Source organism: Caballeronia insecticola (genome assembly GCF_000402035.1).
In the GTDB taxonomy this organism is placed as follows: domain Bacteria; phylum Pseudomonadota; class Gammaproteobacteria; order Burkholderiales; family Burkholderiaceae; genus Caballeronia; species Caballeronia insecticola.
Map to the genome: position 1 here is coordinate 1,582,084 of NC_021287.1, position 26,279 is coordinate 1,608,362.

A 26,279-nucleotide genomic window follows, 5' to 3' on the forward strand; every position below is an offset into this window, starting at 1 on the left:
GGAGCTCGAACATGAAACCCGCGTTTTCCGTCGTGTTCCTCACGACCCTGAGCGGCGCCGCGCAAGGCTTGCTGATCGCGCTCGTCGGCGTCGAGTTGTTGGCGAAGCTCGGCTTCGTTGCAACGCCTGCGCAGGCGTTTTTCGTCGTCGGAGCGGCGTTGTCCGTCGTGCTCGGTGGACTTGGGCTCGTCGCTTCGTTCTTTCATCTCGGACATCCGGAGCGCGCGTGGCGCGCCATCGCGATGTGGCGCACGTCGTGGCTCTCGCGCGAATGTCTGTGCCTGCCCGCGTTTCTCGCGTGCGCCGCGTTCTATGGCCTGGCGCACTGGCTCGGTGCGTCGTGGTCGCTTGCGATCGGCGTGATCGGCGTGCTGGCGTCCGCCGCGCTGTTCGTCTGCACCGCGATGATCTACGCGTGCCTGCGCTTCCTCCAGGAATGGGCGACGCCGCTCACGATGGTCAACTTCGTGCTGCTCGGCTGCGCATCGGGCTTCACGCTCGCGACGGCGTGCGCGGCGTGGCTCGCGCCCTCGCTTGCCGCCGGTCTCGCGGCGTGCGCGTGTACGCTGACGCTCGCGGGATGTGTCTCGCGTGTGGCTTCGCTACAGCGCAACGCGCGCTTGCGGCCGAAGTCGACCGTGCAGAGCGCAACGGGCATTAAAGGGCCGAACGTCGTGCAGAAATCGCGCGGCTTTACGGCAGGCGCGTTCAATCTGCGCGAGTTTTTTCATGGGCAGACGGCGGCTGCGATCAGGCGCGTCAAGTGGACGTTTCTCATCTGCGCGTTCGGCGTGCCGTTCGTGTTGATGCTGCTTGGCATCGGCGCGCAGTCGGTCGCGTTGTTTGGCCTGGCGTTCGTCACGCAGTATGCGGGCCTGATCGCCGAACGATGGTTCTTCTTCGCGGAGGCGCGGCATCCGCAGAATATTTACTACGCGCGTGCGTCGTGAGAACACGAAGCACGCGCTATCCTCAAACCGCGTGCTTCAACGCCTGCGCGAAATCGGCGATCAGATCGTCGGTATCTTCGATGCCGGCCGACAAACGCAGCATGCCGTCCGAAATGCCCATCGACTTGCGCACTTCCGGACCGGCTTCATAGAAGATGGTCGGGGCAACAGGAATGATCAAGGTGCGCGTGTCGCCGAGGCCCGTCGCCTTGATCGGCAATTGCAGCGCATTGACGACCTCGATCATGCGATCCGCGTGACGCAACTCGAACGACAGCAGCCACGATGCGCCCTTGAACAATGCCTGCGCGGTCTCGTACTGCGGATGACTCTCGAGCCCTGGATACAGCACGCGGCCGATCGCCTCGTGCTTCTCCAGAAACCGCGCGAGTGCGAGCGCATTCTCGCTGCATTTCGCGACGCGCAGCGCGAGCGTCTCGGCGCCCAGCGCAATCGAATGCGCCTGCTCCGACGAAAGCGACGCGCCCATGTCGCGCAACCCTTTCTTGCGGATCTGCAACAGCCCTTGCTCTTTCGGCGCCGACTTGCGGTATTCATCGGCGATATTCGGATACGCGCTCCAGTCGAACAGGCCGGTATCCGTCACCGCGCCGCCGAGCGCCGCGCCGTGCCCCGCGATGGTCTTCGTCAGCGAATTGACGACGAGGCTCGCGCCCACGTTCTTCGGCACGAACAACGCGGGCGAGGTGATCGTGTTGTCGACGACATAGGCGAGCCCGCGCTCGCGGCACAACTCGCCGATGCCCGTCAGATCCGGAATCTGCGTGCCCGGATTCGCGATCGTCTCGACGAACACCATGCGCGTGTTCGGCTGGATCGCGGCGGCGACGTTCGCGGCGGACGTGGCATCGACCACCGTCACTTCGATGCCGAGCGTTCTCAGCGTGCCGAAAAAACTGTTGGTGTTGCCGAACACGTAGCGGCTCGACACGAGGTGGTCGCCCGCGCGCAGCAGCGTGAGAAACACCGCCGTCAGCGCGCCCATGCCCGTGCTGAAGCAGATCGACCCGACGCCCTGTTCGAGGCTCGTGATCTTGCGTTCGAGCGCGGCTGTCGTGGGCGTACCTTGACGCGCGTAATTGAAGCCGCCCTTCTTCGTGCCCTGAAACACGCCGATCAGATCTTCCACGCGCTCGAATCCGTACTGGACCGAAGTGTGGATGGCCTGGCGCACGCCCCCGTGCTCGGTGCCCGTGATCCTGTCGCCGTGAACGATGCCTGTGGTGAAGCCTTGCTTGTCCATCCCTTCTCCGCGTCGAGTCGATTCCAAACCGTCAATTCTGCCTGATCCGCAGCGATCCATGGCCCTATAGTCATGCGGGAACGCGTGTTGCTCGCCGATTTCTTCGTCCGCGCATTTCGCCACATCGCGACGAAGTGCGCATACTTGCACAAGCCGCATTCGCGGCATTCCCCGATGAGGAGCCCTTTCTCATGGCTTACGAACTCTATTACTGGGACGGATTGCAGGGCCGCGGCGAATTCGTCCGGCTCGCGCTGGAAGATGCAGCCGCGGAATATGTCGACGTTGCGCGCGAATCGAAGAAAAGCGGCTATGGCATGGACGCCATGATGAAAGTGCTCAACAGCAAGAGCGAGCCGCATATTCCGTTCGCGCCGCCGTTCCTGAAGGATGGCAAGCTGATCGTGCCGCATGTCGCGAATATCCTGCTGTACCTTGGGCCGAAGCTTCATCTCGCGCCGAAAGACGAAGGCCTGCGATACGTCGCGCACGGCTTGCAGCTGACCATTGCGGATTTCATCACCGAAGTTCACGACACGCATCATCCGCTCGCGACCGATCTGTATTACGAAGATCAGAAGGACGCCGCGAAAATCCGCACGCAGAGTTTTCTCGACAAGCGCGTGCCCAAGTTCATGAGTTACTTCGAGCGCGTGCTCAAGCAGAACCCGCAGGGCGACACGCACATGATCGGCGACAAGGCCACGTACGTCGATCTGTCGGTCTTTCAGATCGTCGATGGACTGCATTACGCCTTTCCGCGCGCCATGAACAAGTTCGGCAAGCTGTATCCGCGTGTGGCCGCGTTGCACGATGCCGTGCTGCAACGGCCGAACATCGCGGCTTATGTCGATTCGGAGCGGCGCATTCCGTTCAACGAATCCGGCATTTTCAGGCACTATCCCGAACTCGATCAGGACGCGTGATCCACCACGCACACCAGGAGCCACTATGGTCAAAACGATTCCTTCCTTCGGCCTCGGCACGTTTCGCGTCGATGCCGCGAAGACCACGAACGCGGTGAAGAGCGCAATCGCGCTCGGCTATCGTCACATCGACACCGCGCAGTACTACAACAACGAAGCCGCCGTCGGACAGGGTGTGCGCGACTCGGGCGTGCCGCGCGACGATATCTGGGTCACGACGAAAGTGTGGTGGGAACGGCTCTCGCGCGATGCGCTCATCGCGAGCCTGAAAGACAGCCACGCGAAGCTCGATATCGGCACGATCGATCTCGCGCTCGTGCACTGGCCGTCGCCGAAGGGCGCGGTGCCGATTGCCGAAACCCTCGCCGCCATGCAGGAGGCGCAGAAGCTCGGGTTGATCCGTCACTACGGCGTGTCGAATTTCACGGCGCCGCTGCTCGAAGAGGCGCTGAAGGCGCCGGGCGGCAAGGAGATCGTGACGAACCAGTTCGAAGTGAGCCCGTTTCTCGCGAACCGCGCGCTCGTCGATGCGACGCAGCGGCTCGGCGTCAAGGTGACCGCCTACATGCCGCTCGGCGAAGGCCGCGCGCATACGGACCCGACGCTGAAAGCGATCGCGCAGAAGCACGATGCAACGCCCGCGCAGGTGACGTTCGCGTGGCTGCTGTCGCGCGATATCGTGGTGCTGTCGGCATCGACGAATCCGGAGCATCAGAAGAGCAACTGGGACGCGCAGAAGCTCAAGCTCGACGCGGATGACATCGCGAAAATCGATGCGCTCGATGAAGGCAAGCGTCACGCGAATCCGCCGTTTGCGCCGGCTTGGTGACGCTTATTGAAAACGGCAGCGGAGTCGACGGCACGGCGTTCCAGGGGGTCATCGTCGTCGGCGCTACTGACTGCTCAGATAATCGAGCGGGATTCTCGAATTTCGCTTCATTAGGCGACATCATGGCTCGCGCCGATAACATCCTTTCCACTTGGAATGCCGGCCCCATCATTCAGGAGACAGTGGATACTCGTTAAAGGCGGACAAGACCAAAGGCGCAATCTACGGAATAGAGATTCCCGACAGCGCCGAAATGCTTAAGCTAGACTTTCGCAACCTTATCTGCCTCGTGTAATCGGCACTTACCGCCTCGCTCGTGTCATTCCAACGTCGCCTAAGCGATTTCCAGAATACAACCCGGATCTCGTAAAAGGCGACGTTATCAATAGCCTTGAATATACGTCAACGAAAGACTGTCGGACACAGAACCCTCTCTGCCTTCTTTAACAGGGCAACCACAAACCCTTCGCGCGTTCGGCCGCCCCCATCTTCCGCCACGTTCAGCCAAGTCTGATTCTCGAATTCCGCTATCTCAGTAATATCTCGGCGTTGCATTACGCTCGTTTTCTCAAACAATTATCCATACAAAGGCGGTGGAAAGAGCATGTCATCAACTCCCGACCACGTGCGTGCGCAGGAATACCTGGAGTCCGGTATCGCCGCCCATCGGCAAGCGCGCCATTCAGAGGCTGAAGCACACTATCGACGCGCAGTCGATATCAATCCGACTCAGCCCGAAGCCCTGAATAATCTCGGCGTGTTGCTGGACGACACGGGCCGCTCCGACGAAGCTGAAGACTGCTATCAGCAGGCCATTTTGCTGCGCCCTGACTATCTTGATGCCCTCAAAAATCTGGCCGCCAGCCTAAGCGATTCGCAGCAGTGGGATAAGGCGGAACAGACCTTGAAAAAGGCCCTCGCCGTCGATCCGGCGAATGTGGCCATTCATCTTCACCTGGCACGCGTACTTGGTTGCATGGGGCGCATCGCCGATGCCGAGGCATGCCTGAGGCATGCGCTGATTTTGCAGCCGGACAATGTTCAAACTTGTCTGGAACTCGGGCGCACGCTGGAAGCCGCCTGCAAGCCGGCGGAAGCCGAAACGCAATATCGCAAGTCCATCAGTGTCGCCCCGCATCAGGCGGAGACTCATGTCGCATTGGCGAAACTTCTGGTCGAGCGGAAAAGCCTGCAAGACGCCGAAAGCGAATATCGCCACGCTTTGCGATTGCAGCCAGACGATGCGGAAACGTTGAGCAGTCTCGGCATGCTTTTACAAGGCACGGAACGCGTGACCGAAGCAGAAGCATGTTTCCGTGCCGCGTTGAGGAGCCGCGCGGAGCACATTCCCGCGCTGGGAAATCTGGCGGATCTGCTCAACAACGACGCCCGTTACGCGGAAGCCGAGGCATGCTATCGCCGCATACTCGAAATCGACCCGCGGTGCATCGAGGCGTTGAATAACCTCGGACGCCTGCTCGAAGACGCGCATCGTTTCGACGAAGCCGAAACGTACTATAGACAGGTGCTGACTATCGAGCCGGAACGCGTTCCGACGGTACTGAATCTGAGTCTGTTGCTGCTCAAGCGCGGCCGCCTCAAGGAAGCGTGGCCACTCTACGAGTCGCGATACGCCGATTCGCCCTACTGGGGAGACGAGTCCGCGATGCATGCGAAGCCGCCATTTCCGTTTAAGGAATGGCAAGGCGAGCCGCTCGCGGGCCGTTCCTTGCTGGTGCGCTCGGAGCAAGGTTTCGGAGACAGTCTGCACTTCGCTCGTTATCTGCCGCAGCTCAAGCGCCTGGGCGTCGCGAAGTTGACGCTCGTGTGTCCCGCCGCGCTTGTCAGTCTGCTGGAGACCGTCGAAGGCGTCGATGTTTGCATCAGCGAAACCGACGTGAATAACGTTCCGGCGCATGACTTCTGGTGCTTCACCATGAGCCTTCCACTGCGATTCGGCACGACGCTCGACACCATTCCTGCTTCCGTGCCTTACCTGCGTGCGCCAGCCGAACGCCAGTCGCGCTGGGCCGGGCGATTTTCCGAAGATTCCCTGAAGATCGGTCTGGTCTGGGCGGGCGATCCGCGACCGTCGCTTGCCAGTGCGCACCTGACGGATCGACGTCGCTCGCTGAACGCGCAAGCCTATCTCCCGCTTCTGCGCATCCCGGGCATCACCTTCGTGAGCCTGCAGTTAGGCAACTCGACGCGGCCGCAGATCAAGGATCTGCCACCCGAATTGCGTCCCCTCGACGTGATGGACGAAGTCAACGATTTCGCCGACACCGCGGCACTCATCGAACAACTGGATCTGGTCATTACCGTGGACACGTCGGTGGCGCATCTGGCCGGCGCCCTGGCCAGGCCCGTCTGGATTCTGTCGCGTTTCGACGGCTGCTGGCGATGGCTTCTCGATCGCGACGACGCGCCCTGGTATCCGAGCGCGCGCCTGTTCCGGCAGACCCGGCCCGGCGACTGGACAGGCGTGATCGATCGTGTGACGCAGGCGCTGAGTACCCTGACGGCCAAGAAAAACTAGGTCGCCGCACGATGCGAAAATTGCCCTGTCCCGAAAGCTCGAGCACATAACCGGCGCCTCGCAATGCTATCCTTGCGAGCGCCCTTATTCCATTTGCTTCTAAGCTTTCCACGATTTCGCAAAAGTGCTCTCATTCCTGCTCAAGCTCCGTACACGCGCCCAACGGCTGTTCCGTCTGTCGGACTCGCATACGATGCTCGTCTGGGCGGTCGTCGTTGGCGTGGCGGGCGCGTTCGCGACCTCGGCGTTTCGCGAGGGCATCGATCTGCTGCAGCGGCTATTCGGCGGCGAGCCCGGCAATTTCGTCGAAATGGCGAAGCGCCTGCCGTGGCCCGTGCGCGTCGCGCTGCCGACCGCGGGCGGATTGATCGCGGGACTGTGCCTGATCATCGCGAAACAGCGCGCGTGCAAGCAGACCAGCACCGATTACATGGAAGCCGCGACTATCGGCGACGGCGTCGTGCCCGTCTGGCAGAGCATGTGGCGCAGCATCTCGTCGCTCTTCACCATTACGAGCGGCGGCTCCATCGGCCGGGAAGGCTCGATGGTGCAGCTCGCCGCGCTCGTCTCGTCGCTCATCGGGCGCTGGGTGCACTTCGATCCGCCGCGCCTGCGGCTGCTCGTCGCGTGCGGCGCGGCGGCGGGGATCACGTCGGCGTACAACGCGCCGATCGCCGGCGCATTCTTCGTCACCGAACTCGTACTCGGATCGATGGCGATGGAAAGCTTCGGGCCGATTGTCGTGTCGTCGGTCGTCGCCAACATCACGATGCGCGAGTTCGCCGGCTACAAGCCGCCGTACGAGATGCCCGTGTTCCCGACCGTCACGGGCATCGAAGTGCTGCTCTTCGTCGTGCTCGGGCTGCTGTGCGGCGTGCTCGCGCCGCATTTCCTGCGGCTGCTCGCGGCATCGAAGAAGCGCTTTTCCACACTGCCGCTGCCGCTGCCGTTGCGGCTCGCCGCGGGCGGCTTCATCGTCGGCGTGATCTCCATTCGCTGGCCCGAAGTCTGGGGCAATGGCTACGAAGTCGTGAACTCGCTGCTGCACGAGCCGTGGACGTGGACCGCGCTGCTCACCGTGCTCGTCTTCAAGATCATCGCGACAGCCGCCACGGCGGGCTCCGGGGCCGTCGGCGGTATCTTCACGCCGACGCTCTTCGTGGGCGCCGTGCTCGGCTGTCTGTACGGCATCGGCGTGCACGCAATCTGGCCCGACTCGACCTCCGCGCCCTTCGCCTACGCGATGGTCGGCATGGGCGCGTTCCTCGCCGCCGCCACGCACGCGCCGCTCATGGCAATTTTGATGATCTTCGAGATGACGCTCTCGTATCAGGTCATGCTGCCGCTCATGTTGTCGTGCGTGATCGCGTATTTCATTGCGCGCACGTCCGAGCAGACATCGATGTACGAAGTCACGCTGCGCCGCAATCGCGAGGAAAAGGAGCGTCTGCGTCTTGCCGCCACGCAGATGCGCGAACTCGTGAAGCCCGCCGATACCGTCGTGCCGCTCACGGCGAACATCAAGGACATGACGCGCGTATTCCTCGAATATCCGGTGAAATATCTGTATGTGGTCGATGAAGCCGAGCGCTTTCGCGGCGTGGTCGCGCTCAAGGACATTACGTCCGATCTGCTCGACGAGCACGACACGAAAACCAAGACCGCCGCCGATTATCTTCAGCCGCAATTCGACGTGCTCACGCCCGACATGTCGCTCGGCGAAGCGCTCCAGCACTTCCTCGCGTTCCAGGGCGAGCGGCTGCCGGTCATCGAAAAAAAGACGCAGCCGTTGCTGCTCGGGGTCGTGTACAAAACCTCCCTTCTGGACGCATACTTCCGTTTGAACCCGACATCGCGCTGAAACTGCGCAGCCGTGCAATTTCGCGGCGCGCAACGGTGTCTGCGCGCCGCATTCGCGCGCTACGGTTCCACTTCACATTTCACTCGAAGTCTGTCCGCGCGACGCCCACTCGTCGCGCCCGTGCGCTGATCGTCCGCCGAGACTGCGCGCACGGCGGGCAGCGGAAATGCATATCGGCATAGGCTTTGCTTGGTGCATTCTCGCTGCTTACGTGAGGAGGGGTTGCCCGATGAAGACCTCAACGTTGTTGTCGATGGCCCTGGTTTCGGTCTCGTGCTACGCCGCGCCGCTGCACACGAGTTCGACGGACGAATCGACCGCCGCTGTCGCCGCGACGCGCGCCGCGTTGCGCGTGAATGCCGCGCCCGTCGCGCCGCCCGCGCCGGAAGTCGCGGCGCAGGATCTCGACCACGCGCGCTGGCGCCATGTGCCGCTGCCCAAGTCGCGCGCGCCGAACCACGGCATGGCGAGCCAGCCGATTCAGGTGCAGACCTGACGCCTTTCTCGCGACCGCATCATCCAGTTCAACCTCGGAACCCGGAATGACCGATACGCACGATACGCCCGCCAAGCACGCCCTGAACGACGAGCCCATCGACGATGAAATCGCGCAGGTGCTGCGCGTCGCGAAATATCCCGCCAACAAGGACGCGCTCGTCGACGCAGCCCGCGATGCCGGCGTGAGCAACGACGTCATCACGCTCCTCGACGGACTGCCCGAGCAGGATTACGCAGACGCCGACGCGGTCGAGCAATTGCTCGGCAGCAGCGGGGCGTCGGGCCTATCCAGCTGAGATAGCGAGTCGCGGCCGAAGTCGTTTCGTCAGATCCTGCTCAGGTCATACAAAACCTTATTCATCAAAGACTTAAATCAATTACAAGCGAATTGCCAACAGTGCTATCCACAGAAACTGTGGATAACTCGACGGTCGTCCGAACCGTCGCCGCGTGCGTCGAAACCTGGCGCGGACCGCGTCGCACAAGGTTTTCCGCGCGAAATCAAGAAGCTAGCTGAGTCGCCAAGCGGTTTTCCACAGCCCTTCCCCGTCCGCTGGGGATAAGTTATTCAGTGTTCGAGGCCCGCGCGAGCATCCTGATGCGGCACGAAGCAGCGACGGTTTTGCTTTTGCCATCAAGCAATTAGCAGACTTTCGCGGAGCTTTTCAACAAGTTGGTCCCCAGTTCATGGGGATAAGTGCATGGGCATCAATGCGTGCTTTGCGACGATATGCAGCGCCGCCCATACCGGGAATTTTTGTCCTGTTTGCTTTGTAATACATAGTAACCGGATGGCATAATCGCCGCACTCCGCACTTCCACGTTTCCTCGCTTTCATGCGCAGCCGCTTCTATCGACGCACGGGTTCTCTGCTGGCATTGCTCGCAATGCTGCTGATCACGTTCGCGCCGGCGGTTTCGCAAGTACTCGCGGCCAATGCGCAGGCAGGCGAATTCACTGCGGAATTGTGCTCGGCGCATGCATCGGCCACGACCGAGGCGCCTGCCGGTCATCACGCGGACACGCTCGCCCATCTCGACGATGCGGCCTGCGGCTATTGCCACTTCTTCGCACATGCGCCCGCCATATCGAGCGTGCGAATCGCGACGGCGCTCGACATTCCTGTCCGTCGTTTTGTCGCCGTCGCACCGGTGCGCGGCGAGCGCCCCGCTTCTCCCTTCACGACCGCGCAGCCGCGCGCGCCTCCGATTCTGATCTGACTTCGTCCTGACGTGTCGATGCGTTTGCATCGACGGGTTTCGCACGCCGCCCGGTTCGTGCGAAGCGCCACTACGACCGATTGCGACCGAATTCAAAGAAGAACCATGCTCACTCTTTCAGACAAGGGCGGCGTCCGGCCGTCCACGCACGCGCATGCCGCTCGGGCCGCTCGTGCCGCTTGCGCCTTGCGTACCGCCAGCATTGCCAGACGCAGCGCCATCGTCACAGGCATCACCGCGCTGTTCGCCACGCGAGCGTTCGCGCAAGCCGCACAGCCTGCCGAGCCGGCGACGCTTCCCGCCGTGATCGTGCAGGGACAGGCGGATCATTCGCTGACCTCGCCGAGCGTCGCGCAGCAGAAGCGCGCGCTCGATCAGACCGTCGGCTCGGTCGGCTTCGTGGACAGCGCCGACTATCAGAACACCTACGCCTTCACCCTGCGCGATGTCCTCAAGAACGTGCCGGGCGTCTTCGTGCAGAACCGCTACGGACAGGAACTGCGCCTCTCGATTCGCGGTTCGGGCCTCGCGCGCGGTTACCACACGCGCGGGCTCGAAATCCTGCAAGACGGCATCCCGACTAATCTCGCCGACGGCAGCGGCGACTACTATCAGATCGATCCGCTCGCACTGCAGGCCGTCGATGTCTACAAGGGCGGCAACGGCCTCGCCTACGGATCGTCGATGATGGGCGGCGCCATCGACTTCGTGACGCCCAGCGCCCGCACCGCCGATGCGCCGAACATCCTGCGGCTCGAAGGCGGCAGCTTCGGCACGGTGCGCGGCAGCGCGCAGTTCTCACGCGTGATGGGCCCGCTCGATTTCATCGGCACGTTCTCCGTGAATCATGCGGACGGCTTCCGCGATCACGAGCGCGGCCAGTACGAGCAGTTCAATGCGAATATCGGCTATCGCTTCACGCCGGACGTCGAGACGCGCTTCTATCTCGGCGCGTATATCGTCGATCAGCAGCTTCCCGGCACGCTGTCGCTCAGCGACGCGCTCAACAATCCGACCAAGGCGTCCGCGAGCGCGCTGTCCGGCGATCAGGCGCGCGACACGCGTACCGAGCGCATCGCCAACAAGACGACCGTCAAGCTCGACGTCGGTCAGCTCGACTTCGTCACGTGGGCGATCCACAAGAGCCTGTATCACCCGATCTTCCAGGTGATCGATCAGGACGGCTGGACCTACGGCTTCGCGCCGCGCTATACCGCGACGTTCGACGTGGGCGGCATGCGTAACGATCTCATCGCGGGCGCGCGCGTATTCGGCGGCAACACGCAGGCGCGGCAATACGTGAACGTGTCGGGTAACGAAGGCACGCAGACGCTCAATTCGACGCAAAGCGCCTACAACTACGAAGCGTATGTCGAGGACCGGCTGTTCTTCCTGCCGACGGTCGCGTTGATGGCGGGCTTCAAGGCCCTGCGCGACGTGCGCAAGTATGTCGATCATGGCGGACTCGCGGCCGATCCGACCTACAAGTCGGCGAGCGAAACATTCAGCGGCGTGAATCCGAAGCTCGGCCTGATGTGGCAGCCGAACCGCGAGATTCAGGCTTATGTCGACATCACGCGCAGCCAGGACGTGCCCGATTTCACCGATCTCACGCAGACCTTCGCGAACACCACGCAGTTCACGCCGCTCACGTCGCAACATGCGTGGACGCTCGAAATCGGCACGCGCGGTACACGCGATCGCGTGAGCTGGGACCTGACGGCCTATCGCTCGCTCGTGCGGGATCAACTGCTTCAATACACGACGAATCCCGACATCCCCGCCTCGACCTTCAACGCCAACAAGACGGTCCTGCAAGGCATCGAGGCGGGCGTATCGGTCGATGTGCTGCGCGACATCACGCACGCGGGCGCGGGCGATCGGATCACGCTGTCGGGCATCTGGAATTTCAGCGACTTCCGCTTCAAGGACGATCCGCAATACGGCAACAATCGCATCGCGGGCGTGCCGGTGAACGTGCTGCGCGCGGCGCTCGGCTACTCGCGTCCGAACGGCTTTCACATCTCGGCTTCGGTCGACTGGGTTCCCGCAGGCGCCTGGGCCGACGACGCCAACACGCTGCGCGTGCCGGGCTATACGTTGCTCGGCGTGCAGGCGGGCATGGATTTCCGCAACGGTCTGTCGGTGTTCGTCGATGCGCGCAATCTGACCAACAAGCGCTATGTGAGCGACATCAGCACGGTCGCGGACGCGCGCACGGCGGCGTCCACTGCAATCTTCTATCCGGGGGAAGGCCGCAGCATCTTCGCGGGCATGCGCTACGCGTTCTGAGTCAGCTTCCGCGATACTGCGCCGCGCTCGCCGCAGCGGGTGCGGCGGGCGTGGCCGGCTTTTTCGCACCCTTGTCCGCCGCACCCGGCGCCGCCGCGCCCGACGACATGTACGCCGGTGCCGCCTTCGCCTGCTGCTTCTTGCCGGCGGGCGGCGCGGTCGGGGCGCGGCTCATGTCGGCGAGCATCTGCTGACACGGCAGCGGCTTGTTGTTGTTCGGCGCGATCAGCGGAATCAGCGCCGCGAACGGATTGATGAGCCCGAGGCCGACCATCGCGCCACCGCGCACCGCGAGCGCGCCCGCGTTCACGCCGACCTTCGGATCCTTAAAGGTGCCCTTCACATACAGCGGCGAGCGCAGCGAGAAGATGCGGAAGCCCTTCGTATGCGGATGGACACCCAGATCCATGCCCTCGGTCTTCAGATTGATGGTTCCGTCGACGTTGATCACGGCATCGTCGGTATCGAGCGCGAAGACGCGCGAATCGAGCACGCCGTCCGTCACCACGAAATCCGCCGCCGCGCAGTTGATGTTCACATCGCGCTTGCCGAAGAGCTTTTCGTAGACGACGTTCGCCACGTTCAGCCCCGCCGCTTCCATGTACAGCCGGCTCACCGTGCCCTGCGTGATCAACGCCTTGACTTCGCCGTTCGACGTCGCCGCGAGCGCCGCGGGCGAGTTGCCGGTCGCGGAGAGCGCGGCGTCGCCGTTGACTTCGCCGAGTGCGGATTGCATTGTCTTCACGGTCGGAAACAGCTGTTTGAGCTTCAGATGCCGCGCCTGCGCCGATACGCGGCCCTTGAGCGGCGCGGCGCTGCCGTCGAGATGAATGTTCGATGCAATTGCGCCGCCCGCCACGCCGAACTTGAGCGGCTCGAACGAGAGCACGCCGTCCTTCATGATGACGTGCGTGTACAGATCCGTGATCGGCAGATCCGCGTCCTTGATGATGCGCTGACCGGTGAATTTCACGTCGGCGTCGATGGACTTCCAACGGTCGGTCTTGAACTCCTCGGTCGGCAGCGCCTTCGCCGACGGCTGCTTTTCCGTGTCGCCGCGCTTGGCCTTGCTCGCGTTCGAATCGGCGCCGATGATCGGCGCGAGATCCTTGAACTGCAACAGATGCGACACGAGTTCGCCCTGCAGCAGCGGCCGCGGCTTCTTGCCCGCATACACGAGCGAGCCGTTGATGTCGCTGCCGCCCACGCGGCCGGTGAAATTCTCGTAATGGAACACGTTGCCGTCTTCGCGGAACTGGCCGGTCAGACGCCCTTCGGTCGCGAACGGCGGCGTCTCGGGCAGCGTCACGCCGGTGAACGGGTACAGATGCGCCATGCTCACCGCCTGGACCCACAGACGCAGATCGAGCGCGGCCAGGTGCGCGGGATCGGTCACCGTGCCGACGAAGGCGATATGCGTATCGCCCAGACGCACGTCGGCCTGCACGGGGAACGGGCGCTGCGCGTCCTGCACGGCGAGCACGCCGCCCAGCTTGCCGTCGCCTGAAACCTTGCCGCCGTTGTAGGTGCCCTTCACGGTCCAGCCGAACGCGTAAGGCGGAACGGGCGGCTTGGGCCCTTCCTTCGTTGTGATGCTGGTGTTCGCCGAGACGCTCGCCGGATTCGGGGCCGACGCGTTCGCCGCGGCCGCAGCGGAAGCCGCCGACGCCGCCGACGCTTCGGATGCCGCCGCTGCATCGGCCTGCTTGTTGAGCTTCGCCGCCCCGCTCTTGCCGACCATTTCCGCCGACGACTTCGCGGATGCCGCTTCCTGCTGCTTCATCACGTCGCCGATCGGCACCGGTTGGCCGAGCGTGTCGATCACGACCTGCATCTCGGCCTTGGTTACTTCGTCGGACACCTTGACCGTGCCTTTCGCGAGCGAGATGTCGCCGAGCCGCAGATTCCACGTGGACGGCTCGTTCGACTGCTTGAACTTGAAAGTCCAGTTGTTGCGATTGTCCTTGAGCCGTTCGATGTCGATCGACGGATTCACGAGATTGATTGCCGGAATCACGATGTCATGCGCGAGCAGCGGCAGCACGGCCACCTGAAAGTCGATCTCGTCGAGGGTTGCGAAGAATTTCTCGCGCGTCCAGTCCGGATTTGCGATGGTGATTTTCTCTGCCGAAAAGCGCGGCCACGGCACCCAGCGTTTCCAGCCGGTCTCGTTGGGCGGACGCTGCCAGCCGACTTTCAGATCGCCCGTGATCTCGAAGCGCCGGCCGATGGCTTCCGACACCTTGTCGTCCACCCAGGGCCGCAGCCGGTTCCAGTCGAAGGTCAGGAAGATGACGACGAGGATCGCTATCAGAACCGCCAGAACGGCAAAAATCCATGTAACGATCCTTCCGATTTTTCCGGTGGTTCGGGCCTGCGCCATTGACGGCTTCCTCCGATTTTTCTGATTATCTGTGCGGCAGCACATTGTGTGCCCGCGTATAGCCCGCAGGCGGGCGCGTTCGCGACCACGCATCTGCGAATATCCGTAAGATGTCGGCTCGAATGGCCACTCCCCACATAACAACGATGCCCGATGCGACATCGCCCGAACTCGTCGCCGCGCATGGCATCGTGCGCCGCGACGCCGTGCGCGGCACCGTGCTGCTGCACCCCACCGATTTCACGCTGTACGCGGGCGAACGCGCGGCCGTCACCGGGCCGTCCGGCTCGGGCAAGAGCGTATTGCTGCGCACGCTCGCGCTGCTCGATCCGTGCGATGCCGGTTACATCGGCTGGCGCGGCGAGCGCATCGCGCGGGCGCGCATTCCGGCGTACCGGCGGCGCGTCGCGTATATCGCGCAACGCCCCGCGATGCTCGACGGCACCGTCGAAGACAATCTGCGCTATCCGTTCATGCTGAAAACCTATCGCGATGTGCATTTCGATCGCGAAACGGCCGCGCGGCTCGCCGAGGCGGCCGGACGCGGCGCCGACTTCCTCGACAAGCTCGCCGCCGATCTCTCCGGCGGCGAGGCCCAGATCGCCGCGCTCGTGCGCGTGCTGCAACTCGCGCCCGACGTGCTGTTGCTCGACGAGCCCACTGCATCGCTCGATCCGGCGTCCGCCCGCTCCATCGAAGCGCTCGTATCGGCCTGGTTCGACGCCGATCCCCAGCGCGCGTGCATCTGGGTTTCGCACGATCCGGAACAAGCGCGTCGCGTCGCCACGCGTCATCTGACGATGAACGCGGGCGTTCTCGGAGGAGACCTGCGATGAGCGGCTTTCAGGATCTCAGCCTGTTCGATATCGCGCTGGCGGCGATGTTGATCCTCGTGAACGGGGCGCTCTCGGTGGCGCTCGATCTGCGGCTGGAGCGCAAGCTGCTCATCGCCGCGGTGCGTACTGTCGTGCAACTGCTGCTGATCGGCTATGTGCTCGGCTGGGTGTTCGCGTTCAATCGCTGGTATGTCGTGCTGCCGCTGATGGCGCTGATGACGATCATCGCCGGGCTGGCCGCGTCGGATCGCGGGCGGCGCACGTATGTCGGGCAACGTGCGGACAGCATCGTGTCGATCTGGGGCAGTTCGTGGCTGATCGGCGCGTTCGGGCTGTTCGTCGTGATCCGGATTCATCCGTGGTACGAGCCGCAATACGCGATTCCGATTCTCGGCATGATCCTCGGCAACACGTTGACGGGCGTATCGCTCGGCATCGAACGCATGACGGAGGAACTGACCGCCGGGCGCGCGGCGGTCGAAATGTCGCTCGCGCTCGGCGCGACGCGCTGGGAAGCGGCGCAAGGGCCCGCGCGCCAGGCCGTGCGCGCGGGCATGATTCCGACGCTGAATCAGATGGCCGTGGTCGGTCTCGTCAGCCTGCCGGGCATGATGACCGGTCAGGTACTCGCCGGGCAGTCGCCGCTACAGGCGGTGCGCTATCAGATCGTGATCATGTTTCTGATCGCGGCGGCGTCGGGGCTCGGCGTGGTCGGGGCCGTGGTGATGACGTACCGGCGGCTGTTCTCGCCGGATCATCGCTTCATGGCCTCGAAGCTCGTCGAGCGCCAAGCGCGCAAGCGCGGCGTTTGAAGACTCGCGTGCAGCGCGTCAGGCGCCGTTGTACGCGCGCTCCAGTTCGGCGATATCGAGCTTGATCATGCCGCGCATCGCCGTCATCGTGCGATTGGCCTTCACCGGGTCCGGGTCCTGCAGCATCGTGGGCAGACGCCTGGGCGCGACTTGCCACGTCACGCCGAAGCGGTCGGTGAGCCAGCCGCACGCCATCGACTGGCCGCCGTCCAGCAGCTTGTCCCAGTAGTGGTCGATCTCCGCCTGCGTTTCGCATTTGATGAACATCGAAATGGCCGGCGTGAACGTGAATTCCGGGCCGCCGTTCAGCGCCATGAAATCCTCGCCTTCCAATTCGAACAGGATCGCGAGCACGCTGCCGACCGGTCCCGGACTGGTTTCGATATGACGCATGATCTCCTTGATGCGCGCGTTCCTGAATATGCCGATGTAGTGATTCACCACTTCCTCGGCGTTGCCGTCGAACCATAGACAGGGCGAAATCTTCTGCATGTGCGAGTCTCCTTTCATGTGCGTGGAGTAGACGTGCGGGTTACGCGCATCCCTTGGACATGGCGTCTTTCATCTCCTCGGGGCTCACGTCGCGCACGTGCGTGGCGACCGACCATTGATGACCGAACGGGTCTTCCAGACGGCCGTAGCGGTCGCCCCAGAACATTTCTGCGACGGGCATGATGACTTTCGCGCCGGCGTCGGCCGCCTGCTTCACGATGGCGTCGGCGTCCTCGACATAAAGATGGATCGTGACGGGCGAACCCTTGATCGCCTTCGGACCCAGGATGCCGAAAGCGGGGTTTTCGTCGACGAGCATCAGCGTGGAATCGCCGATCTTCACCATTGCATGCATGAGCTTGCCGTCCGGCGCGGGCATGCGGCCCAGTTCGACGGCGTTGAACGCGCGCTTGTAGAACTCGATCGCCTCGGCGGCGCCCGCGCAGCACAGATGCGGGGTCAGCGAATGCATGTCTTTGGGGATGCGATCAACGGCTGGATTGGACATTTCGGCTCCGTGTAGTGAATGAAGAACGAGGCGCGCCTGCGTGGCGCGCCGCTCTCATACCCTACAACGATCGGCACGGCCGTCAATCGACATTCACCGGCGCGGAAGACGAAATTTTTCCGAATCGCTCACGCAGCAAGCAACCGATAGTCTATTTCGAAGACTGTTCCGCCAGCGATTGAATCAACGCTTCGAGCCGCGAGAAATTGACCGGCTTGGTCAGATGATCGCGAAAGCCGGCTTCGCGGCAGCGGCGGATGTCCTCGTCCATGCCGTAGCCGGTGATCGCAACCGACGGCTTGTCGGGCTGCAGGTTCTGCCACGCCCGCGCGATATCGAGACCGCTGCCGTCCGGTAAGCCGATGTCGCTGACGAGCAGATCGAACGCGCTGCGCGCCGCGCACTCGAGCGCGCTCGTGACGGTGACGGCGACCGTCACTTCGTGGCCGAGCATTTCGAGCACTTCGGCCATCGCCGACGATGTCTGCTCGTTGTCCTCCACCAGCAGCACCTTGAGCGCGCGTCCCTGCTCCTGATGCGCGGCCTCGACGCGCGGTTCGTCCGCATGTTCGGGCTGCGCCTTGGCGAGCGGCAGCGTGAGCGTGAAGCGCGCGCCCTTCTCGCGGCCTTCGCTGTAAGCCGAGAGCGTGCCGCCGTGCTTTTGCGCGAGCGTGCTGGCGATCGCCAGGCCGAGCCCCAGACCGCCGAACGAGCGCGTGATGGAGTCGTCGGCCTGTTCGAACGCCGAGAAGATGCGCGGCAACGCCTCCGCGCTGATGCCGATGCCGCTGTCCGCCACGGAGACCGAGATCGTCATCAGGTCGGCATTCCACGTGCGCACTTCGATACGCCCGCCCGCCGGCGTGAACTTCACCGCGTTCTTCATCAGATTCCAGACGATCTGCTGAAGGCGCGCGGCGTCCCCCAGCACGACGCAGCGGCTCGCGTCGAAATGCGTGTCCAGCGTGAGGCCTTTGGTGCGCAGGTCGGCTTCGGACATGTCGAGCGCGCTCGTCAGCAGCGTATCGAGCGCGACGCTCGCGAAATTGAGCGACAGCTTGCCGCGCGCGATGCTCGTCAGATCGAGCAGATCGTCGATCAGCCGTGCTTCCAGCTCGACATTGCGGCGGATCAGATCGAGCGTCGGATGCGCCTCGCGCGGCAGCGAATGTTTCATTTCGAGCAGACGCACGGCCGCGAGGATCGGCGTGAGCGGCGTGCGCAGTTCGTGCGACAGCACCGCCAGAAAATGGTCCTTCGCGCGATTCGCCGATTCCGCCTGATCCTTCGCGAGCCGCAGCGCGTCGGCAGCCATGTGGGCGTCGGTGGCGTCGCGCACGATCTTCGAAAAGCCGATCAGCTCGTCGTGCTCGCTGCGAATGGCGGTCGTCACGCCTGATGCGAAAAACGAGTGGCCGTCTTTGCGCCACAGCCAGCGGTCGTCGCTTGCGCTGCCTTCGCGCCGCGCCGTCTCCAGCTCGGTCTCGAACACGCCCGTTTCGCGATCTTCCTGGTTATAGAAGATGTTCGCGGAATGACCGAGCACGTCCTGCGCGGGAAAGCCCAGAATGCGCTCGGACGCGGCGTTCCACGTGCGAATGCGCCCTTCCGGATCGAGCGTGATGACGGCGTAATCCTTGAGCGCGTCGATCAGCAGGCGAAAGTGCGTCTCGGTCTCGCGCAGCGCACGCTCGACCGCGATCCGTTGCGACCGCTCGGCGCTTTCGCGCATCGCGCGGCGCACGACCGCGGGCAAACGTTGCAGACGCTGCTTGAGGACGTAATCGGTGGCGCCGCGCTTCAACATGTCGACGGCGTGCTCTTCGCCGAGCAATCCCGACACGAAGATAAACGGCGTGTCCGGCAGGCGTTCGCTCGCGATGGTGAGCGCCTCGATGCCGGAAAAAGTCGGCATGACGAAATCGGCGAGGATCACGTCGAAGCGCTTTTTCTCGATTTCGGCGATGAAGCTCGCGGCGTCGTAGACGATCGACGCATCGACCGCGTAGTCCGCGCGCTCCAGTTGAGCGATCGTCAGCTCCGCATCGAGTGCGTTGTCTTCGACAAGAAGCAGATGCAGCGGCTGCATGATCTAGGCGCCCTCGCGAGGAGACGAATACATTGACGATGGCGCGGACATGGACTCAGCGATCATTGCGCGGGCGGCGGACGACGAAAGCGCGTCGAGCCCGGCGGCGGTTCGTTCAGCACGGCCCAGAATACGCCGAGGTCGCTGATGGCCTCGACGAACTCGGCGAATTCCACCGGTTTCACCACATACGCGTTCACGCCGAGTTCGTAACTGCGCACGAGATCCTGCTCCTCGCGCGACGAAGTCAGCATGACGACGGGAATGCTCTTCAGCGACGCGTTCGAGCGCACCATGTCGAGGACTTCGAGACCGTCGATCTTCGGCAGCTTCAGATCGAGCAGGATGACGGCCGGATTGCCCGGCGCGCGATCCTTCCAGTCGCCTTCGCAGGTGAGATAGTCGATGGCTTCCTGACCGTCCCGCGCGACGATCACCTCGTTGGCGAGCTGGCTCTTGTCCAGCGCGACGAGCGTGAGCTCGAGGTCGTTCGGGTTGTCTTCGACGAGAAGTATCGGTTTAAGCATGGTTTCTTCTTGACTGTGTGGCTGACGCGCCCTGCGCGCCTTGTGCGGTGTTGATACTGCGAAACGCGACCGGCAACGAGAAATAGAATACCGCGCCCTCGCCCAGCCGCCCTTCGGCCCACGTGCGTCCGTCGTGCCGCTCGACGATGCGCCGCACGTTCGCGAGCCCGATGCCCGTGCCTTCGAACTCCTCCGCGCGATGCAGGCGCTGAAACACGCCGAACAGCTTGGCGCCGTATTTCATGTCGAAGCCAACGCCGTTGTCGCGCACGCCGATCACGTATTCGTCGCCGGTGCGGTTCGCGAATATCTCAATTTTCGCCGATTCCCGCGTTCTCGTATATTTCACCGCGTTCGAAATGAGATTGCGCAGCGCGAGTTGCAGGAAGGCGGCGTCGCCGGTGACGTGCGGCAGTTCGCCGATTACCCATTCGATCTGCCGCCCGGACGCCTCCGTCTCGAACTCCTGCACGACCGAGCGCACCAGCAGGCCGAGGTCGACCGGCGCGGGGCGCAGCGCTGCGCGGCCCATCTGCGAGAAGGTGAGGAGATCATCGACGAGCGTGCCCGCGAAGCGCGCCGAGTCGAGCATGTTGTTCAGAAAGCGCCGACTCTTCTCCGACATGCGCTCGCCTTCCTGCTCGCGCAACAGATCGCCGTATCCCGCGATATGCCGCAGCGGCGCGCGCAAATCGTGCGACACCGAATACGAAAACGCCTCCAGTTCCTTATTCGCGCGCGTGAGTTCGGTCGCGAGCTCGGCGCGCTCTTCGGCGCGGCGCAGCACGATATTGAGCAGCGCACCGCGCAATTCGCTGGCGATTTCGATCTCGCCCTGACGCCACATCGCCGAATGCCCGCGTACGGTTTCGAGCCACGGAGAGAAGTTCGTGCGCGGCGCGCTCGCGCCCGCGGCGTCCTCGATCTTCACCGGCTCGCCCGCCCACTTGATGGTCTGCATGACTTCGGGCCGGAACCATAGCAGATAGTTGCGGAATATCTGCGACACCGGCACCGCGAGCACGCCGCACGCGCTATCGACATGCGCCCGGGCCGGCGGCCACTGCCGCGCGAGCGAATCGGTGGCCCACACGCCCGACGTATGTTCCGCGAGCCACTGCGTGAGCGCGCGCACCGTGTCTTCGTCGGGTGTCGCGCCGAGCAGCGTGATCTGATCGTCCATCACGATAGCCGCGCCCGCCGAACGCGCGAAGCCCAGCACATCGTTCGGCACCGACTGAAGGCCGGCCACGAAGCTCTTGTGCTCGCCCATCGCGCCGATCAGACGGCCCATCGTGCGGCGCAGGCCGGCGAGATATTCGCCTTCGGCGCGCTCTTCCTTCGCCTCGATCTGCAAGGACAGCATGTGCCCGAGATGCTCGACCGCGACGCGCGTATCGAACGGCACGATGCGCGCGTCGTGATCGTGGCAGGAGACGAGTCCCCACAACTGGCCGCGCACGACGATCGACACCGACATCGACGCATGCGTGCCCATGTTGCGCATGTATTCGAGATGCACCGGCGAGAAGCTGCGCAGTGTCGTATAGGTGAGATCGGTGGGACGGCCGGTGAGCGGGTTCGTGGCGGGCACGAGCCGCGCAAGCGTGTAGTCGACGTCGGCGACGAGGCGAATGCGGTTCTTCAGATACAGCGCGCGCGCCTGACGCGGAATGTCCGACGCGGGAAAGAACTGATGCAGGAACGACGCATAGCTTTCGTCGCGATCTTCCGCGAGCACGTGACTGCGGCCTTCTTCGTCGAAGCTGTAGAGTATGACGCGGCCGAAGCGCGTGATCGCGCGCACCTCGCGCACGGCAAGCTCGGCAAGTTCCTGAACGCTTGCCGCGTCCTGCAGCCCGCGCGCGAAGGTGCGCACGAGCGGATACATCGCGGCGAATGCATCGCCGTCCGACGCGGCGGCTTCCATCTCGATGATCAATACGCTGTCGTGCCGATGCATCGTCACGTCGAGTCGCAGCGGTTGATCGCCCGACGATGCCGGCTGTACGTCGATCGCGCCGACATAGAGCGGCGAATCATCGAGCGCCGCCATGGCCGCCGTCTGCGCGATGCGCTGCGCGCCTGCCGCGCCGAGCACGGCATCGAGCGGCTGACCGAGCAGCGTCTCGACGGGACCGCCCGTCAGCGCCGACAAATTTTCGCTGGCCTGCACGATATGCAGATCGTCGTCGAGCGTCAGTACGTAGCCGTGCGGCTGGATGCCGCCGGGAATGTGGATCGGCTCGGCGTCGCAGTCCTTGTTCGCGACGCCCGAGCTGAGCGTGAGCCGGCGCGCTTCGGCATCGGGCGGTCCGTGGGCATCGCGTGAAGGTCCGCTCATGAAGCCGCCCTCGGCGCGGGCTGCGCGCAGCCGAGTTCGGCTGCTTCGGGACACAGCCACGACTGCAGAGTGTCGAACGTTGCGATGGCAGCCTGCACCGCGTCGTCGTATTGAAGCTCCGGCACAACCGACGCCGCCGTCTCGCGAAACGCCTTCCACATGCTGCCCGTGCGCGCACCGTAACCGTTGAAATAGGCGTTGCCGATGCCCGGCGGCAGATCGAGTTGCTGCGCGACATGCGGCGCGATGAAGCGCCCGCCGAGCGTGCTGCCTTCCATCACGTACATCGAGCCGAACGCGCCGCCGAGGTTGTGCATGGGCGGCAGATCGTAGACGGCGTCCGCTTGAGGCACGGAGCCGACCGGCCTGCGCTCGCCTAAAAGCGCGGCGAGATCGGCGGCAAGAAGCGGCGCCTTGCGGCGTTCGTCGAAGAAACCGGCAAGCGATGCCGGCAGGCATGCGGCGGCCGCGTCTTCCCAAGGCGCGACGTAGCCATAAAATCGTTCGAGCAGCGCGATGTATTCGTCGCGTTGCAGGTTGTCCCGCATCAGGTCGAGCGCATTCTCGAGCCGCGCGTGACACGCGGCGGTTTCGTGCTTCAGGCGGGACAGAAGGTCGAGTGACATGTTTCGTTAGGTTGACTGCGAGCCGCGACGCGGCATGACGATACGGGCATCGGAAGCGCTTACCGGTTATGGCGCGTCACGCGCGGTATGTATCGGTAGAAAAATCGCGGCAACCCTTCTCAAAGCGGTTATGACCGCGCCCGCGTTCGATGACTGAATCATTCTACGCAACCGGCCCCGGCGCTGCCATTCGTCAAGCGGGGGTACGCGTGTCCGGGATGTTCTTAACCATCCGGTGCAAATGTTTGCCTAGGCTTTGCGAGAACGTCCGTCGGGATGCTCGCGTCGTTCCGGCGCGTGACCTCGCAGCGGCTCGTCCGTGTCGACGAGACCGCGTTCGACATCTTCATGCGCCTGCTTGCCCACATCGCGCGCTGCGTGCTCATGCTGCGATTCGACGTTCTGATCCGCTTCGTGAGGCAGCGGCGCGTTGGCGGCATCGTCGTGCTGCGTTGTGTCGCGTCCGTGCTCGGGCGCACTGGCGGGTTCCTTCTTCGCTTGTTTCATCGCATCCTCCCTCTTTCGTTTGCTTCGTCTGCCTGACTCATTTGCGCGGGTTGTTCAGCCCGAGCCGCTTCTTCATGTCGGCCGTGAGCCGCTTGCGCGCGCGTTCATAGCCGGCCCACGGATCGTCCTTCAACGCATCAAGCCGTTCGCGCACGTTGCCGATGTTCCATTGATCGCCGCTCTGCACATCGTCGAGTTCTTCCCAGGCGATCGGCATGGATGCGCCGAGTCCCGGACGCGCCCGCAACGAAAACGCTGCGACCGTGCTTGAGCCGCGGTTGTTGCGCAGATAGTCGATGAAAATCTTCCCCTTGCGATTCTGCATGCCCATCTTCGCGGAAAAGAGCTTGGGCAAGGTGCTCGCCATGTGTTGCGCGACGGCCTGCGAAAAGTCCTTCATCTCGTCCCAGCCCGCTTGCTTCACGAGCGGCACGACCACGTGAAAGCCCTTGCCGCCGCTCGTCTTGCAGAACGATTCGAGACCCAGTTCGACGAGCAGTTCTCGCGTAAGCCGCGCGGCCTCGATCATGCGCGCCCAGCCCACGCCCTCACCCGGATCGAGATCGAACACCATGCGATCCGGCTTTTCGATGTTCGACGCAACCGCATTCCACGTATGCAGTTCGACGGTGCCCATTTGCGCCGTGCCGACGAGCGCGCCGGCCGACTCGATGGTAAGCAGCGGTGGATGGCCCGGATCGATATCGGGATGCTGCGTGATATGCGGAATCGCGAGCTTCGCGCTGTGCTTCTGAAAAAAAAGCTCGCCGCCGATGTCCTCAGGCGCGCGCACGAGCGACACCGGCCGGTCCTTCAGATGCGGCAAGATCCAGTCGGCGACCGATGCGTAATACTCGACGACATCGATCTTGCGCAGCCCGGTGGACTTGTCGATGACCCGTTCCGGATGACTGATCTTCACGCCATCGACTTCGGTCGAAGCCGACTTGGTTTTTGCGGCGACGCTCTTCTTCGCCGCTGTTTTCGTGGCGGTCTTAGTGGCCGCTTTCTTGGCCACCTTCTTCGCCGCGGCGGGCTCTTCCTTCACGATCTGCCGCGCCGGTTTGTCGTCGCGCAGACTGACGAACGATGCTTGTCGCACGATGCGCTCCTTGGTCCATTCCGCAAAATTGCATTCGGCCACGAGTTCCGGCTTCACCCAATGCACGGGTGTCCGGCTGCGTTCCTGAGGCTCGCTCGCAAACGGCATGCGCTTGCTTTCGCGGCGGTCGAGTTCCTTCTTCACCGCGACAAGCGTCGCGTGATCGAAGCCGCTGCCGACGCGCCCCGCGTATTGCAGCTTGCCGTGCGTGTCGTAGACGCCGAGCAGCAGCGCGCCGAACTGACCACGGCTGCCCGACGGCTCCGAATAGCCACCGATCACGAACTCCTGCCGGCGACGACACTTGAGCTTGATCCACGAATTGCTGCGCCCCGACACATACGTGGCATCCATGCGCTTGCCGATGATGCCTTCGAGCGCCATGTCGCATGCGCTTTTCAGCAGGTCGTCGGCGTGAAAGGCGAAGTCCTGCGAATAGCGCAGTACCGGATCGTCGATCGGTTCGATCAGCGCCTTCAGAATCGCGCGACGCTGCACGAGCGGCACGTGGCGCAGGTCGTAGCCGTTGAGATAAGGCACATCGAAGAAATACACGACGATGTCCTGCGGCCGCCCCACATCGAAGGCGTTTTGCAGCGCCTGAAAATCGGGCAGGCCGCGTTCGTCTAGCACCACGGCTTCGCCGTCGAGCCAGCCGCTTTCGATGTCGAGTTGTTCAAGCGCCTTCACCTGCTTCGAGAACTTCGCGGTCCAGTCGTTGCCGTTGCGCGTGTCCATGCGGATCACGCGTTTGCCCTTCACCGTCTCGATGCGGGCCAGCACGCGATAACCGTCGAACTTGATTTCATAGGCCCAGTCGTCGCCGGGCGGCGCGGCATCGACGAGCGTCGCAAGCTGCGGCTTGAGGCTCGCGGGAAGCTTCGCCTTGAGCGCGCCTTCGATCGCGGGTTCATGCGACAGCGTGCGCAGCGATTCCGCGCTGCGCGTCGCGACGATATCCGGATGCGCGTGGCCGTTCGTCTTCGTGGTCTTTGCCGCTGACTTGCGTGCTGTAGTTTTCTTCGCACTCGCCCGGCGCTCCGTACGCTCGCGCACTGCGCCGCTCTTGGAGCGCGCGCCAAGCGACTCCGACAGCACGCTGCCCGGCTTCTTCAACAGGATGTCGTACTCGGCTTCGGGCCGCGCGTCGTCGTCGCGCTCCTTGATGAGCAGCCATTGCTCCTTGTCGCCGCTGCCGCGCATATGGCTTTTCACGAGCGTCCAGCCGCCGTGCAGCTTTTCGCCGTCGAGCGTGAACTTGAGCTTGCCTTTCTCGTACTCGCGCGCGGCGTCCTCGAAGCTGCCCGATTGCGGCGCCCACGTCCCGCGATCCCACACGATGACGCTGCCCGCGCCATAGTTGCCCTCGGGAATCTCGCCTTCGAACGAGCCGTAATCGAGCGGATGATCCTCGACATGCACGGCAAGCCGCTTCACCGACGGATCGAGGCTCGGCCCCTTCGGCACGGCCCACGATTTGAGCGTGCCGTCGAGTTCCAGCCGGAAGTCGTAGTGCAGGCGGCGCGCATCGTGTTCCTGAATCACGAACGAAAGCCCTTGCGGGGCGGCCTTCTTCGTGCGCGTGCCCCGCTTCGCAGTACCGGACGGCTCCGGCGTCTTGTCGAAGCTGCGCATGCGCTGATAGGTTTCGAGCTTTGCAGCCATCGTCGTCGG

Annotated in this window: 21 protein-coding genes; 11 read left to right on the top strand and 10 right to left on the bottom strand. The window is 63.5% G+C overall.

All coding sequences use genetic code 11. From position 1 onward, the window contains the following. Positions 1–11 precede the first annotated feature (11 nt). The gene (locus BRPE64_RS07320; protein ID WP_016345441.1) at positions 12–950 is read left to right on the top strand and encodes a dimethyl sulfoxide reductase anchor subunit family protein; all 939 of its coding nucleotides are present in this window, start codon (positions 12–14) and stop codon (positions 948–950) included. Between the two features lie 22 nt (positions 951–972). Here BRPE64_RS07320 and BRPE64_RS07325 read toward each other — a convergent pair whose 3' ends face one another. Further along, positions 973–2,214 carry a cystathionine gamma-synthase family protein gene (locus BRPE64_RS07325; protein WP_016345442.1) on the bottom strand — a complete coding sequence of 414 codons (1,242 nt, stop codon included), beginning with the start codon at positions 2,212–2,214 and terminating at the stop codon, positions 973–975. 191 nt (positions 2,215–2,405) lie between these two features. Between BRPE64_RS07325 and BRPE64_RS07330 the strand changes: the two genes are divergently transcribed. The 8 genes from BRPE64_RS07330 (at position 2,406) to BRPE64_RS07365 (ending at position 12,379) form a co-directional block, all read left to right on the top strand. Beyond that, positions 2,406–3,140, top strand: coding sequence for a glutathione S-transferase (locus BRPE64_RS07330; protein ID WP_016345443.1), 735 nt, complete (start codon positions 2,406–2,408; stop codon positions 3,138–3,140). 25 nt (positions 3,141–3,165) lie between these two features. After that, positions 3,166–3,969: an aldo/keto reductase gene (locus BRPE64_RS07335; protein WP_016345444.1), complete on the top strand. Its 804-nt coding sequence runs from the start codon at positions 3,166–3,168 to the stop codon at positions 3,967–3,969. 604 nt (positions 3,970–4,573) lie between these two features. Further along, positions 4,574–6,508 carry a tetratricopeptide repeat protein gene (locus BRPE64_RS07340; protein ID WP_144063335.1) on the top strand — a complete coding sequence of 645 codons (1,935 nt, stop codon included), beginning with the start codon at positions 4,574–4,576 and terminating at the stop codon, positions 6,506–6,508. A gap of 124 nt (positions 6,509–6,632) precedes the next feature. Next, positions 6,633–8,369, top strand: a complete 1,737-nt coding sequence (locus tag BRPE64_RS07345; protein ID WP_016345446.1) for a ClcB-like voltage-gated chloride channel protein — start codon at positions 6,633–6,635, stop codon at positions 8,367–8,369. A 229-nt stretch (positions 8,370–8,598) separates the two neighbouring features. Further along, positions 8,599–8,865, top strand: coding sequence for a hypothetical protein (locus BRPE64_RS07350; protein ID WP_016345447.1), 267 nt, complete (start codon positions 8,599–8,601; stop codon positions 8,863–8,865). A gap of 46 nt (positions 8,866–8,911) precedes the next feature. Then, positions 8,912–9,163 carry a DUF2795 domain-containing protein gene (locus BRPE64_RS07355; RefSeq protein WP_016345448.1) on the top strand — a complete coding sequence of 84 codons (252 nt, stop codon included), beginning with the start codon at positions 8,912–8,914 and terminating at the stop codon, positions 9,161–9,163. A 540-nt stretch (positions 9,164–9,703) separates the two neighbouring features. Continuing rightward, complete coding sequence (locus BRPE64_RS07360; RefSeq protein ID WP_016345449.1) at positions 9,704–10,087, top strand: DUF2946 domain-containing protein; 384 nt, start codon at positions 9,704–9,706, stop codon at positions 10,085–10,087. Between the two features lie 105 nt (positions 10,088–10,192). Continuing rightward, positions 10,193–12,379, top strand: a complete 2,187-nt coding sequence (locus BRPE64_RS07365) for a TonB-dependent receptor family protein (protein ID WP_232519166.1) — start codon at positions 10,193–10,195, stop codon at positions 12,377–12,379. 1 nt (position 12,380) lies between these two features. On the opposite strand, the gene BRPE64_RS07370 is transcribed toward BRPE64_RS07365, so the two are convergent. Further along, positions 12,381–14,762, bottom strand: coding sequence for an AsmA family protein (locus BRPE64_RS07370; protein WP_016345451.1), 2,382 nt, complete (start codon positions 14,760–14,762; stop codon positions 12,381–12,383). 122 nt (positions 14,763–14,884) lie between these two features. Here BRPE64_RS07370 and BRPE64_RS07375 point away from each other — a divergent pair, with 122 nt between their 5' ends. Both BRPE64_RS07375 and BRPE64_RS07380 read left to right on the top strand, forming a co-directional pair. Beyond that, entirely contained in the window at positions 14,885–15,598 is a 714-nt protein-coding gene (locus BRPE64_RS07375; protein ID WP_232519167.1) for an ABC transporter ATP-binding protein, read from the top strand. Beyond that, entirely contained in the window at positions 15,595–16,410 is an 816-nt protein-coding gene (locus BRPE64_RS07380; RefSeq protein ID WP_016345453.1) for an ABC transporter permease, read from the top strand. Before BRPE64_RS07375 ends, BRPE64_RS07380 begins: the two co-directional genes overlap by 4 nt. An 18-nt stretch (positions 16,411–16,428) precedes the next feature. Here the strand turns inward: BRPE64_RS07380 and BRPE64_RS07385 are convergent, their stop codons facing one another. From BRPE64_RS07385 to ligD, 8 genes are all read right to left on the bottom strand, one after another. Then, entirely contained in the window at positions 16,429–16,902 is a 474-nt protein-coding gene (locus BRPE64_RS07385) for a VOC family protein (RefSeq protein WP_016345454.1), read from the bottom strand. 40 nt (positions 16,903–16,942) lie between these two features. After that, positions 16,943–17,410: a VOC family protein gene (locus tag BRPE64_RS07390; RefSeq protein WP_044041349.1), complete on the bottom strand. Its 468-nt coding sequence runs from the start codon at positions 17,408–17,410 to the stop codon at positions 16,943–16,945. Positions 17,411–17,561: 151 nt separating this feature from the next. Beyond that, the gene (locus tag BRPE64_RS07395; protein ID WP_016345456.1) at positions 17,562–19,499 is read right to left on the bottom strand and encodes a hybrid sensor histidine kinase/response regulator; all 1,938 of its coding nucleotides are present in this window, start codon (positions 19,497–19,499) and stop codon (positions 17,562–17,564) included. Positions 19,500–19,561: 62 nt separating this feature from the next. Continuing rightward, a complete protein-coding gene (locus BRPE64_RS07400; RefSeq protein WP_016345457.1) occupies positions 19,562–20,026 on the bottom strand; it encodes a response regulator in 465 nt (154 codons plus the stop codon). Then, positions 20,019–22,370, bottom strand: a complete 2,352-nt coding sequence (locus BRPE64_RS07405) for an ATP-binding protein (RefSeq protein ID WP_016345458.1) — start codon at positions 22,368–22,370, stop codon at positions 20,019–20,021. The genes BRPE64_RS07400 and BRPE64_RS07405 overlap by 8 nt, the downstream gene beginning before the upstream one ends. Next, positions 22,367–22,996, bottom strand: a complete 630-nt coding sequence (locus BRPE64_RS07410; protein WP_016345459.1) for a biliverdin-producing heme oxygenase — start codon at positions 22,994–22,996, stop codon at positions 22,367–22,369. The genes BRPE64_RS07405 and BRPE64_RS07410 overlap by 4 nt, the downstream gene beginning before the upstream one ends. Positions 22,997–23,245: 249 nt before the next feature. Beyond that, positions 23,246–23,503 (bottom strand): hypothetical protein, encoded by a 258-nt coding sequence (locus tag BRPE64_RS07415; RefSeq protein ID WP_016345460.1) that lies wholly within the window; start codon positions 23,501–23,503, stop codon positions 23,246–23,248. Positions 23,504–23,540: 37 nt separating this feature from the next. Next, positions 23,541–26,270, bottom strand: coding sequence for a DNA ligase D (gene ligD, locus BRPE64_RS07420; RefSeq protein ID WP_016345461.1), 2,730 nt, complete (start codon positions 26,268–26,270; stop codon positions 23,541–23,543). Positions 26,271–26,279: the final 9 nt, after the last annotated feature.